Origin of the sequence: Marivirga lumbricoides (genome assembly GCF_014636295.1) — a bacterium.
GTDB classification, from domain to species: Bacteria; Bacteroidota; Bacteroidia; order Cytophagales; family Cyclobacteriaceae; genus Marivirga; species Marivirga lumbricoides.
Window position 1 is genome coordinate 79,070 of the sequence record NZ_BMEC01000002.1, and the last position, 14,761, is coordinate 93,830.

A 14,761-nucleotide genomic window follows, 5' to 3' on the forward strand; every position below is an offset into this window, starting at 1 on the left:
TAAAAAGGGGCTGTCATAAAAGTAAAATTTTATGACAGCCCCTTTTTTTAATCCTTTAAAATTAGCGGGGAAATAAATATAATCTCTACCCTCCAATATTTCCAGTCCCATCGGGCCGAAACCATGGTAGCAACCAAGCTGAATGGTTTACAAAATCCCGTAGGGATGATATTTCATAATAACGTAGCTTAATGAATATTACAGGTGTATAATGTCGTCCTTACAGGACTGTATAGCATGGTAAGTTTATATTTACCATAATACCACCTCTACGAGGTTTTAGAAGGCATTTCACGTTAGCCATGTCGTGTCTCACGAAACATTATTTAAGCCATCTCAGCCATTTTTCTTGTCTCACGATGCATTTCAGCTGCTCTTAGCTTGCTTACATATGAGGTCAAAGAATTTAACCATAGTGTATCAGAGCGACCAGTCCCAGCGGGACGAAACTATGGTAGCAATTAATGTGATAGAATTTCTAAATCCCAGCACGATGACAGTTGAAGTTGGAAGGAGAAAAGTGTAAGTATAATATCGTCCTTACAGGACTTTAAATTATTGTAAGTTTATATTACCATCATGCCACCTCTACGAGGTTTTGGACCATAGGCATTTCACGTTAGCCATGTTTCGTGTCACACGAAACATTATTTAAGCCATCTCAGCCATGCTTCGTGTCTCACGAAGCATTTCAGCTGCTCTTAGCTTGCTTACATATGAGGTCACAGAATTTAACCATGGTGTATCAGAGCTATCAGTCCCAGCGGGACGAAACTATGGTAGCAACCAAGTTGAATAAGGTTAAATCCCGTAGGGATGACATTTCATAAGAACGTAGCTTAATAAATATTGAGGAGATATAATGTCCTCCCTACAGGACTGTAAAGCATGGTAAGTTCATATTACCATAATACCACCTCTACGAGGTTTTAGACCATGGGCATTTCACGTTAGCCATGTTTCGTGTCTCACGAAACATTATTTAAGCCATCTCAGCCATTTTTCTTGTCTCACGATACATTTCAGATGCTCTTAGCTTGCTTACATATGAGGTCAAAGAATTTAACCATAGTGTATCAGAGCGACCAGTCCCAGCGGGACGAAACTATGGTAGCAGCTAAGTTGAATAAGGTTAAATCCCGTAGGGATGACATTTCATAAGAACGTAGCTTAATAAATATTGAGGAGATATAATGTCGTCCTTACAGGACTGTATAATATAACATGGTAAGTCTATATTACCACAATACCACCTCTACGAGGTTGTGAGCATCCTACATTGAAAATAGCCGGCTCCTAAGCCGAAAAAGTGTTAAGACCTCTAATTAGCATCTTATATTTGATGATTTTACGTATTCTGTGATGAGATATAAAATAATATTTAGGCAAAAAAAAGAGGCGATCCATTTAAGACAGCCTCTTCTTTGATAAAGCACACTTAACTATTCGATCACCGCACTACATTCACACCACCTTTTTGCTCATACACACGAGTATCATTTTGCTCTGTACTTCTAAAGTTTATCACATAAGCATAAAGTCCCATAGGCACTTGCTTACCGGAAAAATCTGTAGCATCCCATTGGAAATTTTTATCCTTGGACTCGTAAACGATAGTTCCCCATCTATTGAAAATGATGATCTGAAATTCACCTACATATTCATTAGGGAAAACGCTGAAAGTCCTGTTGGCTGCAATGCTTCCATTGGGACGAATAGCATTAGGAGCAAAAACCTTTGGTTTACAATCTTCCAGAACTCTGGTGCTGATATTAAACTCACAGCCAGCTGCAGTTAATCTTACACTGTACACACCAGGCTGGTTAGCAATTACTGTTCTGCTGGTAGATGTTGTACCGTTGGGTAATGTCCATTGATAAGAGCCAAAAGAACCCGGATCCAGGATAACTGATCTTTCAGTTTCCCTCCCTGTAGTACAAATAAAGTAAGTATCTTCAATGGTTGGAGCAAAAACCTCCTGCACAGTTAGCGCACGGGTAATTACCACAGGGTCACAACCTCCGGGTCCCTGATCAGTTACTGTTAAAGTATAAGTACCAGATTCTACAATGTTCCACTCTAAAGTAGTTTGAGAAGGATCTATTGTAGGAATGATAGTTCCCTGACTATTAGTTAAATTAATAAGGTAATTTCCACTGGCACCACTAACTGAGCCTATTAAAAGAATAGAACCATCCTCACAATTAGTTTCAGAATTTAAAGTGGCAGTAAGAGGTTCATAAATAGTATTGACAGCTACAGATAAAGTGTCTGCACAACTAACATTCCCTCTAGGATAAGCAGCTACTCTATAAGTTCCAGGCTGGTTAACAGCAATGGTTTGACCTTGTGCACCATTGCTCCAGGAAAAGGTAAAATCTGCAGGATTACCTGAACTTAAAATGGCTGTTAACTCATTTCCACCTTCACAGTTAATTTCGTTTTCAATATCAATTAATTCTGCTGATTGAGTGAGTTCCACTGTAATATCCGCAATAACAGGGCATAATGTTCCATCAGTTGCTTCCACTGTATAAGTTCCGGCAGAAACAGCATTGGGATTTGCAGGGTTTGGTGTAATGGCGTAAGTAAGGCTTGAATTAACAGACTCTAAATAGCCTTGTAAATCGTACGTAGTTCCACAATCGAACACATTATCATCCGGATTGAAGTCCACAGAATCCGGTAATACAATGGTAAAATCAGTTACTCCTAAACAACCCGCACCATTGTTATCAATTACTTCAATGCTGTAGGTTCCTTCAACCAGATCAGGAACAGTAAACGTTTGAGATGTTGAGGTTCCATTATCCACAATACCGCCAGACTGATCAATGATTTCCCAAACAAAATTAGCAGTAGGAGTACCCGTTCCTGCTATAATATCTACGTCTATCTCATTTAAGTCACAGTCTGCAGGAGATTGCTGGTCAACACTTACACTAAAATCTGTATTAGAAAGTGCAACAGTTTCTGTACTTGTACATAAAGTAAGGTTGTCTGTAATGGTAATATTGTAAGTACCCGCAGCCAGACCCTGAGCAGTTCGGGTATCATCCGGAATGCTGGTTGGGCCATTCCAGCTTATAGAATAATCACCAGAGCCTCCTAAACCATTAATTTCTATAGTTCCATCGGCACCGGAACAAGTAGGACTCACAGTATTTATAACACTTATTTCAGGTGTTTCATTTACAGTAATTTCAACTTCATCCTCTGCAAAACAATTAGGGTCAAGAGGATCCGGAATCTCTACCCTAATAATGAAAATACCTGGGGGTAGCAGTGTTTACATTAAAATTCTGACCTGTAGCAGACTGTAAAACGTCATCTACATACCATCTATAATTGTTAGCATTAACACCTGCGTTTAGTCTTAGTGTCTCATCCTGACACACACTTTGGTCTTCTCCTATATTTACTTCATATGGAGGCCCCACTGCAATATCAACGCTTGAGGTACAACCAGCTGCACTGGTTACTACTACAGAATATAGTCCATCTTCAGTTATTGAAATAGTTCTGGTAGTATCTCCGGTACTCCATAAATAGGTGTGACCCGGTTCGTCAACAATTTCTTCTCCTAAAACCAATGTGTCGCCACAGAATACTCTCGGGCTCACCACCTGGCTTACATCAGGGCTTGCAAAAATTTCTATATTTTCAACCAGCAACTCATCATAACCGCATTGGTTTGTTATTCGTAATGCTACTTCATACCTGCCAGGTGCTAATTCAACATCCACCGTATCATTCTGCTGATTAGAGGTGTAAACACTTGCCGTGCTACCTACCGGAGTAATGGTCCAATTGAATACATCAAAATTGGTTTTTCCGCTACCTTCTAAAATTACAGGTTCAGAAGAACAGTTTGCAATTACATTTATGGAAGGTTCTTGTGTAGGTGTAGATATATTCTGTACAAAATTAGGTAAACCTAGGCGACTGATTCTGCCAGCCAAATTAAATGGTTGAAGTGTAGCCGCTAAATTATCTCCATTTTCCGGCAAAAAGCGCAGGTCTGGTGATCCAATCGTATAAACATCAGGGCTATTATTAGCTGCAATGTATAACTGACCATCAGGACCGGTTTGAATAGCGCCAGCTTCAAAATCTAAATCAGCCACTGTAATACTATCAGGATTCTGAATATCTTCTATTGTGTAATCATCATCAACAGGAATTTGAACCAATTTAGAATTAACACCATCTCTTAATGTAGCATATAAAAAATTAGTACTTGGAGAGAACTCAAGTCCATAGACTTCTCCTCCAAAATTTATATCAATAAGAGCTGTCTCCCAATTTTCATCCAGGCTGTCCAACCTTAAAAAATCCACAAACGCTCCTCCAGAATTATAAGCCTGTGCTACTTTTTCTCCCCCTGCAGCATATTTTAAATACCCTGTAGCTGACTGATCTGAAATATAAGTACTTCCTTCCGAAATATATTCCGCAGCATTAATACCACGGTCATTAACAGTGTAGCGTCTGTAAGAATTACTTCCCAGTTCGTGCGTCAAAACATCGGTATTTTGAGTACCCTGAGCTGCTATTTTTTCTGTGGATTTAGAGTAAATTTTCCTGTTTTTCAATACTACATCTCCCAGGCCATTGTTTAATTTCATATCTACCAAGGCATAGGAAAAAGCACTGGTGTCATTAGAAACATCGTCAGCCACAAAAATGTAATATAACGAAGGGTCTGCTCCATGCGCCACTGCCAAAACACCCTGAGAAGCTAAAGGATCACCTCCCAAACCAGTTCCATTTGCCATTACATTATGCTCTGAATCCCATATAACATCTCCATTAGTATAAAAAAGCAATTCTCCGTTATCATCAGATACTGTAGCACATCCTTCTTCAGCTTCTATCACCCCGTCTGTGACAGCCTCAGGCCCATTTTCTCCGTTAAAATCAATACCTGCCCCATCTCCAAAATACCAAAAATTGGCTCCTTGTTTTTCTTCTTCAAAGAGTGTTAACACAAATGAAGCTGTAACGGTACAATTACCGACAGTAACCGCAGCTGAGTAAGTACCTGATTCCAAAAAAGTGGCCGTCCCATCAGCGTTAATAGTAAATTTAGTAGGATCAGGGTTAATCCAGGTGATATTGTCCGGCTCCGACTGATCACTTAATGTGGGCCCGTAGTTTTCCAGCGGAAGCTCACAAACTGTTGTATCCTGTAATTGTACCTCGGCAGTAAAGGCATCAATCTGCACTAAAGAGGAATCTATAAATATATTCCCTCCTGAATTTACTGTAAGCACAACATTAAAAGAGCCTGCTTCCTCAAAAACTACATTAGGACTAATGGCATCAGAAGTTGTTCCATTTCCAAAATCCCAGCTGATCTCTGTTATGTCATCCAGAGCAGAATAGTCAGCAAAAAAAGACACTGGATTATTTTGGCAGATAGGGTTATTGAGTCTTGTATCGTACCAATCAAAGCTAACAGTTCCATCAATAACGGCAGGAGGTGCAATATTGGGAAGATTATTAGCCTGTCCGAAAACTGTGTTATTGAAAAGATCCCATTCTACTCTTACAGAATCCGCAATAGAATCTGCCTGGGTAATTCGGCTGAGTCTGCTTGAAGAACCATCACCATATAAAAAGTAAAGCAATCCGTCAGGTCCGTTCTTTAAGGCTTTAGCCTCAGCTATTGAGCGATTGAGAATAGAGGTATTAGTTGTGCTATCAGGATTGAATTGAAAAATCCTTCCTGTATTTGTGGTGGGGTTATTTCTGCTATAATATAAATTTCTACCTCCTGCAGACCACTCCACATCAGTAATCAATTGATTTACAGCACCGGAATTAGCAATGATCTCCTCATTCTGAAATATTAAATTGAGAGGATCAGTAGTATCAAGTGTTAAAAGAATAATGTTTTTAGGACTTCCCGCTACGTTTTCTGAAGACAAAGCTAATTCTAAAATATCGCTTTGAGGATCCCTTACAGATATGTTGTTTACTGCAAAAGGAACTGAGAAATTATGGCTGCTGACAATTGTAATGGTACCGTCATTTTCAACCTGAGCCAGCTGAAGTTCATTTAAGCTAGTGTTTTCAAATAATAAAAAATAATTATCCCCGGCTTTAAAACTTTTTACCATCTGGGAAAGGTTATTGAAACCTGTTCCTATGGCTGCTGAGTTCACTTCACCAAACTGCCCAGCAGCAAGATCTACTGCAACATAAGACAATGCTCTTCCCGCAGTAATAAAATAAACATAATATGTATTGTCATCAGCAATGGGAGAAGGAACTATTGCCACAGGGTGCCTCAGGCTATTATCACCACCAATACCTGTACCTCCCGGAATAGCCGTATGATTTTTTCCATATATGATTTCCCCATCCGAATAAAATAACAATTGACCATCAACAGCATTGGCGGCAACTGCTGAGCCATTATTGCCAAACGGCACGGTTTGATTATCGATGGAAAGCGCGTTCCTGCCAGCGTTTCTTTCAAACTGGATCGCTTGAGGTGTATTACCAAAATACCAGAACGACTCTGAAAATTCTTGAGCTGAAAGATTTATAGTAGCACACAGAAAGAAAAATAGAATTCCGGCCTTCTTTGTAAAATGATTCATATACTGAATTATTGAATATTGTTAATGATAAACGCTAGCTGTCAGGGTTTAATTTTTTAATCCGACAAAAATATATTATTCTGATATTATTATCGTTTATTCGCAGTATCGAAATTACTAAATAAAACCGTAAAGATTTAAGAAACTTACTTTGTTTTCAGAGATGTAAGTTTTTTCATGTGTTTTATTTATTTTAACATTACGCTTTCTGAGTTATTTTATATCTTTCGAGAATTTTGATGAATATTTATATTGTGCGTAAAATATTAAAAACGGAGTTTCTTATTGTAAAGGCAAGTATTATTTGCCTGTGCTGTTTGTTCCAAACGGAGCTAAAAGCTCAAGACCCACAATTTTCTCAGTTTTATGCTGCCCCTCTTTACCTAAACCCGGCATTTGCAGGTAACACGCAGATGAGCAGATTTGGGATCAACTACAGAAACCAATGGCCCAGCATTGATGCAAACTTCACTACCTATTCCGCTTATTTCGATCATTATTTTGACAGAATAAGAAGCGGTGTAGGATTAATTGTAACCCGAGATCAGGAAGGGATTGTAGGGCTAAGGTCTACTTCAGTAGGAGCACAATATGCTTACCAGTTACGTTTAACTGACAAATTAACTTTCCGGCCAGGAACCCAGGTAGCTTATTATAACAGGAACCTTAACTTTGACAGGCTTACCTTCGGAGACCAGTGGAATCCTGAAACGCAAAGCTTTGAAAACCCAACGGGTGAAGCTGCTACAGGACAAAGCAAAAACTTTATTGACCTCTCTTTTGGAGGAGTTTTATATTCCGATAGATTTTGGTTCGGCTACTCTGTCTTCCATTTAAATCAGCCTAATCAATCTATATTGGGAGAAGAAAGCAAGTTACCAATGAAGCATTCATTTCATTTGGGTTACAAAATCCCTTTAAATGTTGGCTATGGAAGAATTGGCTACACCAAAGATGGGGATGAAAGAAGTATTACCCCTACTGCACAATATAAAATGCAAGGTGGATTTGAGCAGTTAGATTTAGGTGTGTATGGTACTCTGGAACCTATGGTTGTAGGTTTATGGTACCGCGGAATACCATTTAATGCTCCCAATGGGTTCAATGGTTCTGAATCTATTGTAATGTTAGTAGGTTACGCCTACAACAGGCTATCTGTTGGTTACAGCTTTGATTATACTTTATCTGATCTTGGCATCAGAAGTGGTGGAGCTCATGAGATTTCTATCTCCTACGTATTATCCTTAACTGATCCACGCAGACCACCTGCGGATAAACTTAGAATTCCCTGCCCTAAATTCTAGCATTTATGCATTTTACGTCAGAACAGTTTCTTACAATTATATTAGTAATTGTAAGTTCGGAATATATATTAACCACTTTAGTAGATTGGCTAAACTTAAGAAAGAAAAGTGCAGGCTTACCTGCTGAGTTGAAAGACATATATAGTGAGAAGCAATATACTAAAGCTTTAGCCTACCAGCGGGCAAATACAAATTTTGGGTTAGTAAGTGGACTCTTTAGCTTTGCCTTAATTATATTGGTAATAGTATTTGGCGTCTTTGGTATATTAGATGAGTTTGTTAGATCAAATTTTGAAACGCTAACCACACAAACCCTGGCCTTCTTCGGAATTATATTTATTGTAAATGACCTTTTAAACATTCCTTTCCAGTGGTATGCTACTTTTAGCATTGAAGAGAAATATGGTTTTAACAAATTGACACCTGCAATTTTCTGGAAAGATAAACTAAAAGGCTATGTATTGACTGCAGTGATTGGTGGCATTTTACTCAGCCTATTAATATTCCTTATCAGCTATTTAGGACAATCTTACTGGTGGATCTTTTGGATAGTGATTTCATTATTTATGATAGCTGCTAACTTTTTCTATACTAGCCTGATACTTCCTCTGTTTAATAAGCTGACTCCTTTGAAGGATGGTGAGCTGAGGCAAGAGATAATGAATTATGGAAAACAGGTTAATTTCCCTATCGATAACATTTATGTAATTGACGGCTCAAAAAGATCAACAAAAGCTAATGCATTTTTTTCAGGTTTTGGGAAGAGAAAGAAAATTGTGTTGTATGACACGTTGCTTGAAAAGCATACTAATAGTGAATTGGTAGCTATTTTAGCGCATGAGGTAGGACATTATAAAAAGAAGCATACGATTTCCGGAATGTTTAGCGGAATCCTACAAATGGGGCTTATGTTGTTCTTAATGTCATTTATGATTTTTAGTCCGGAACTAAGTAAAGCTTTGGGGGCTAATCACCTAAGTTTTGCTGTCAACTTCATTGCGTTTGGTATTATTTATACACCGGTGAGTTTACTAATTGGCATTTTCTCTAATTATATGAGTAGAAAACATGAATTTCAGGCAGATGAATTTGCCTCAAATACTTACAAGGGGGAAGCATTGCAATCTGCCCTTAAAAAGCTTTCTGTTGATAATTTAAGCAATTTAAAACCCCATAAATTGTACGTATTCATACATTACTCACATCCTCCACTGCTTCAAAGACTTAAGGCTATTAAAAGTAGTAAATCATAATTCCTTTTATTTTAAAGAAATGCTATATATTTATGGCTAATTTGTAATTATTGTGTGTGAATTAATATAAATTAATCTATATTGATAGCACGTGTTTGTCCCAAAATGATTAAAATTCAAAAATTTAATCTTTGTTAAATTATATAATATTATGAGAAGTACTTTTCTTATTGTAACATTTTTAATGTTCTCTATCCAATTATTTAGTCAGAAAGCAAAAGTTGATGACCTGATTTACAGAGGAGAGAATTTATTTAAGATTAAGAACTACAAAGAAGCTGCCAAGTCATTAAATGAGGCTGTGGAATTGGGTGCTGCAGCATTGGAAGTACATTATATGCTTGGAGTAAGCTATATGGAACACCCTAATGCTTCAGATCAATTAAAGTCATTAAAAAGCTGGAATATCATAGAACAGGCAGGCTTTCCTGACAAGCTTCCGAAAGACTCCTATTATTACGCAGCGCAGGCATTTCACAAAAACCTTGAATTGCAAAAGGCCAGTAAATACTATAATAAATACCTTACATTGATAGGTTCATCTGATCCGAAACTATTGGCTGAAGTAAGTCTGAAAAAGCAGAAAAGCGAAAATGCTATGCGTTTAATGGGTGATAAAAAAGATATCAATGTGGTACAAATGGCACCTCCTATCAATACTGAATTTACAGAATACAACTCTGTAGTTTCAGCAGATCAGTCTGTTATGGCTTTTACTTCTTTAAGACCTGATGCAAGAACGGGAAGAGCTGTTGAGGAAATATATATTACCTACCGATCAGGAGGCAACTGGGGAGAGCCTACAAAAATACCATTAAACACTAATGATAATGTGGGTACTGCCGGGATTTCAGCTGATGGACAGCAAATGTTGGTTTTTATCGGCTCAGGTAATAAAGGCAGCATTTATATAATGAGCAAAAATGGAAATACATGGAGCCAACCGGCACCAGTAAGAGGCCTAAATTCAAATAATTTAGAAAGTACCGCTTCAATAACGCCAGATGGAAAAAAGATTTACTTTGCCAGTAACAGACCCGGTGGATTTGGAGGAATGGATATTTATGTTGCTGAAAAATTAGCTTCCGGTGACTGGGGAAATATCAAAAACCTTGGCCCTGAAATAAACACTAAGTATGATGAGGATGCACCATTCATCCATCCAGATATGAAAACCCTTTACTTCACTTCTAATGGTGAGCACTCAATGGGAGGAAGGGACATTTTCAAAACACTAAGGATAGGAAAAGAATGGAAAACCCCTGAAAACATGGGTTACCCGATCAATACGCCTTTGGACGACAATTATTTCACACTTACTGCTGATGGAAGCACAGGTTTCTTTTCATCAGACAGACAAGGTGGTTATGGAGGACAGGATATCTATTCATTTAAAATGCCTGAGCAGTATGCCAATATTCCTTTAACCATGTTGAAAGGTAAAATAACTGCGGGCCCGGATAAACAGCCTGTACCTACAAAAATCAAATTAATTGATAACGAAAATAATACTAAGGTGGATTACGTGTATGATCCTGATCCCAACACAGGAAATTACCTTATCATTTTACCTCCGGGAAAAAATTATGATCTAATTATAGAATCTGATGGTTATTTACCTTATACATTAAATATTAATGTTCCTAATCAGACATATTTCTATGAATTGTATCAAAAAATTAACCTTAACTTAATCAGACAGTTTGATGTAGTGGTAGGTCAGGAAGTAACAGTGAATAATGCCTTTTTTGATACACAACAGGAAGGTGAATATACACCAAGGCAAGCTAATGAAGCTATGCTTATTCAAAATGACAGCTTAGATGTGTACGGAATGATGGATGCAATTATTGCCACAGAAGATACTGCTGCATTTAATTACCTTATGGATTTAATGTATTCTGTGAATCCTATTGACGATGTGGATTTTTCAAGTAATCCTGACGACATGGAAATTGCCAGCCGTACTTACTATTATGACGAAAGCGATACCACAACACTGAAAAGCCGAGTGGTAGAAGGCGAGACGATTTTTTCCCTACCTACCATGTATGTAACTGAAGAAGCGAAGCAACAAAAAGAAAATAAAAACAAGGTAGTAACAGCCAATTACGATAAATCTCTATTAGAGCCTGTTTATAAAATATATTTTGATGTAGGGAAGGCAGAATACAATACTAAATACAATGAAACTCTGCAAAAGATATATGATCATCTCTCTAAAAATAAGCAGTTAGGTATACAAATTTCGGGTTACGCCTCTGCGGAAGGAGATCCGGAAGCCAACCGAAAGCTCTCTAATGAAAGGGCAATTGAACTCGTTAATTTCTTTAATTATAAAGGGATAGTGAGGAGAAGAATTATTGCAAAAGGATACGGAGCCACTCAATCTGACTCAAAAAATCCTGAGGAAAACAGAAGAGTTGAGATACAAATTGTTGATTTAAATACAGTAGATAATTAAATCTATCTAAGTTTTTGCTTGAAGCCGATGTTCATTTTATGTATATCGGCTTTTTTATGGTAAAAGCTAAAGATCATAAATAGAGACTATTCGGCAGTTACACGAGAATCACTGATATATGTCTCAGAAAGTCAGCAACAAATGATTACCCGTTGTGTAATTTAATTTTAGATTCCGTATAAACTTTTCCGCTCACTATTAAGCTTTTGACCTGGCAAACAAAAAAAGCGTAAGAATTTTGGTTAGGAATTCTTACGCTTATATAATTTAATGGAGTAAAGTTTAATCGTCAATAGTAACATGACTCCAGTTTTGTCCTTTTCTTATTCTATTCAATTGAGTATGTGTAATACCAAACTGACGGGCGATTTGACTGTAACGTGTTTTCTCGTTTTTCAGCATTTTCTTAATCACCTTTACATCTGACTCAGTTAATTTGTAGCCTGTAACTCTCTTTTTTATAACCCTTGGGTTCTTATTATTATGATCAGCCAGTTCTCTTTCAGAAACCCATTTCAAGTTGCTTACGTGATTGTTGGATTTGTCATAATCAAGATGCGTTACATAGTGCTGGTCTTCATGCTCCTTCGGAATATATGATTCCGCTACTAACCTGTGAACATAATAACTTTGTGTAATGCGTTTATCAAATCTCACCATGATGGCCTGGTAACCATTTACATTTGAACCTTTGATAATTTTTCCTGTTTCGCGCGTAGAATAACTTTTAACTCTGCCATAATTCGAGATTTCGTATTTGGCGTGCGGTAAGTCAACATTAAATTCTATTTGCTTCCACTTTTCCAGTTTCGGATCCATGTTATTTCTTTAGTTTAGTTAATGATTGTAGTTAAAGGTAAGCAAATATAATAAAAAAAATACCATGATTCTTAGATTATTCATAGTGATATTTTTTAGACCATAAATTTTGCAGTCTCTTTTTGAACTCAAGCTCTCTGGGGTTTTCCTGTGGATCGTATAATTTTTGTCCTGAAATCTTTTCCGGTAAAAATTCCTGCCGAACAAAATTTCCAGGATAATCATGAGCATATTTATATCCTTTTGCATAGCCGGCATCCTTCATTAATTTAGTGGGTGCATTTCTTAAATGCAATGGAACAGGTAAATCACCCGTTTCCCTCACCAACTGATTGGCTGATTTGATGGCTTTATAGGAGGCGTTGCTTTTAGGAGAACAAGCGAGGTATACTGCACATTGAGAAAGTACAATCTCAGCTTCCGGATAACCAATCATCTGTACTGCCTGGAAAGTATTAGTGGCAATCACCAAAGCGGTAGGGTTAGCATTTCCGATATCCTCTGAGGCTGAAATTAATAGTCTTCGGGCAATAAACTTAACATCCTCGCCCCCTGCTATCATTCGCGATAGCCAATAAACAGCAGCATTGGGATCACTACCCCTGATAGACTTAATAAAGGCAGAGATAATATCATAATGTTGCTCTCCTCCTTTATCATACATGGCCATTCGCTGCTGCGCAATGGCCCATACCTGGTCATTTGTTATCAGAATCTTCTCTCCTGCTTCATGAGCGTCTATCACTAATTCAAATAAGTTAAGCAACTTTCTGGCATCTCCTCCTGAAAGGTTAAGCAAGGCTTCATATTCCTTTATTTCAATTGATAGCTTCTTAAGTTTATCATCCTTCTTCAAAGCAGTTTGAATCAAGCCTTTTAGTTCATCTATCTCAAGTGCTTTCAAAGTGTACACCTGACAACGGGATAGCAATGCAGAATTAACTTCAAAAGAAGGATTTTCTGTAGTGGCACCAATCAAAGTAATTACACCTTTTTCAACAGCCCCTAATAAAGCATCCTGCTGGGATTTATTAAAGCGGTGAATCTCATCTATAAATAGAATAATTCTGCCAGTTCTGGCTGCTCGTTGAATTACTTCACGCACATCTTTAACACCCGCACTTATTGCACTTAATGTCTGAAAAGGAGCTTTTACCTGGTTAGCTATTATATTTGCTATAGTAGTTTTACCTACTCCGGGTGGGCCCCAAAATATCATTGAAGGCACCTTACCTTGTGCAATACTTAAGCGCAAAACACCTCTCTCTCCTATTAAATGCTGCTGACCTACCAGGTCCGACAATGAACTGGGTCGCATTCTTTCTGCTAATGGTTGATCTTCTCCGAACATATAAAAGTTAACGTATCAAATTCAAATGCAATATGAGGATAATCTCTTACTTTTGCCAGATGACAAAAAACTGGCAAATTCATGGTACTCTTGCATTAGTAAGTCTTATATACGGGGCAAACTATATTATTGCCAAGGGAGTAATGCCAAATTATATGACGCCTAATGGTTTCATATTATTAAGAGCTTCAGCAGCCACCTTACTTTTCTGGATATTCCACTTCTTTACTTCTAAAGAAAGGGTACATGATAAGAAAGATTACATCAGTTTTATAAAATGTGCGGTATTTGGAGTAGCTGCCAATCAATTAATCTTTTTCAATGGATTAAACCTGGGGAGTCCGGTAAATGCCAGCATCATCATGACAGTGAACCCTGTAATTGTATTAGTAATATCAGCATGGTTAATTAATGAAAGAATTACGCCCAGAAAAATTGGCGGTATACTATTAGGAGCCACAGGGGTAATCCTATTGATTTTAAATAAGGAAGTAAGTGTTGAAAATGACTCTTTATTAGGCGATTTATTCATTTTCCTGAATGCTACCTTTTATGGTATCTATCTTGTAATGGTAAAGCCGCTTATGTTAAAATATCAGCCAATCACAGTGATAAAATGGATATTCCTTTTCGGCTCCATTATGATTATTCCTTTTGGTTTCTTCCCTCTTTTAAAAACAGATTTTAGCACCTTTTCCACGGGAATATGGTGGAGTATTGGGTATGTAGTAATAGGAACCACATTTTTAGCTTACTTATTAAATGCTATGGCTCTGAGACATGTCAGCTCTACCATTGTAGGTTATTACATTTATCTACAGCCTCTTTTTGCCACTGCTATTGCTTTAAGTTTAGGATTGGAACATTTCCAGTGGAACAAAGCTCTTTTTGCTTTAATGATTTTCTATGGAGTGTACCTGGTGAGTAAAAAGCCAGCAAAATCTTAAAATGTCCTTTAC

The 14,761-nt window shown here is 37.5% G+C and carries 8 protein-coding genes; 4 read left to right on the forward strand and 4 right to left on the reverse strand.

Going from position 1 to position 14,761, the window contains the following annotated elements; translation table 11 throughout:
• Positions 1 to 1,450: 1,450 nt before the first annotated feature.
• Complete coding sequence (locus tag IEV85_RS03040) at positions 1,451 to 3,160, reverse strand: T9SS type B sorting domain-containing protein (RefSeq protein WP_188460330.1); 1,710 nt, start codon at positions 3,158 to 3,160, stop codon at positions 1,451 to 1,453.
• Between the two features lie 97 nt (positions 3,161 to 3,257).
• Positions 3,258 to 6,611 (reverse strand): PKD domain-containing protein, encoded by a 3,354-nt coding sequence (locus IEV85_RS03045; RefSeq protein WP_188460331.1) that lies wholly within the window; start codon positions 6,609 to 6,611, stop codon positions 3,258 to 3,260.
• A 254-nt stretch (positions 6,612 to 6,865) separates the two neighbouring features.
• Here IEV85_RS03045 and IEV85_RS03050 point away from each other — a divergent pair, with 254 nt between their 5' ends.
• The 3 genes from IEV85_RS03050 to IEV85_RS03060 all read left to right on the forward strand — a co-directional run bounded on the left by IEV85_RS03050 (position 6,866) and on the right by IEV85_RS03060 (position 11,632).
• Positions 6,866 to 7,915: a PorP/SprF family type IX secretion system membrane protein gene (locus IEV85_RS03050; protein ID WP_188460332.1), complete on the forward strand. Its 1,050-nt coding sequence runs from the start codon at positions 6,866 to 6,868 to the stop codon at positions 7,913 to 7,915.
• Between the two features lie 5 nt (positions 7,916 to 7,920).
• Positions 7,921 to 9,168 carry a M48 family metallopeptidase gene (locus tag IEV85_RS03055; protein WP_188460333.1) on the forward strand — a complete coding sequence of 416 codons (1,248 nt, stop codon included), beginning with the start codon at positions 7,921 to 7,923 and terminating at the stop codon, positions 9,166 to 9,168.
• A gap of 151 nt (positions 9,169 to 9,319) precedes the next feature.
• The gene (locus IEV85_RS03060) at positions 9,320 to 11,632 is read left to right on the forward strand and encodes an OmpA family protein (RefSeq protein WP_188460334.1); all 2,313 of its coding nucleotides are present in this window, start codon (positions 9,320 to 9,322) and stop codon (positions 11,630 to 11,632) included.
• Between the two features lie 282 nt (positions 11,633 to 11,914).
• Here IEV85_RS03060 and IEV85_RS03065 read toward each other — a convergent pair whose 3' ends face one another.
• Both IEV85_RS03065 and IEV85_RS03070 read right to left on the reverse strand, forming a co-directional pair.
• The gene (locus tag IEV85_RS03065; RefSeq protein ID WP_188460335.1) at positions 11,915 to 12,451 is read right to left on the reverse strand and encodes an NUMOD4 domain-containing protein; all 537 of its coding nucleotides are present in this window, start codon (positions 12,449 to 12,451) and stop codon (positions 11,915 to 11,917) included.
• 76 nt (positions 12,452 to 12,527) lie between these two features.
• Complete coding sequence (locus IEV85_RS03070) at positions 12,528 to 13,802, reverse strand: replication-associated recombination protein A (RefSeq protein ID WP_188460336.1); 1,275 nt, start codon at positions 13,800 to 13,802, stop codon at positions 12,528 to 12,530.
• Between the two features lie 32 nt (positions 13,803 to 13,834).
• Here IEV85_RS03070 and IEV85_RS03075 point away from each other — a divergent pair, with 32 nt between their 5' ends.
• Positions 13,835 to 14,749 (forward strand): DMT family transporter, encoded by a 915-nt coding sequence (locus IEV85_RS03075; protein ID WP_229712482.1) that lies wholly within the window; start codon positions 13,835 to 13,837, stop codon positions 14,747 to 14,749.
• Positions 14,750 to 14,761 lie beyond the last annotated feature (12 nt).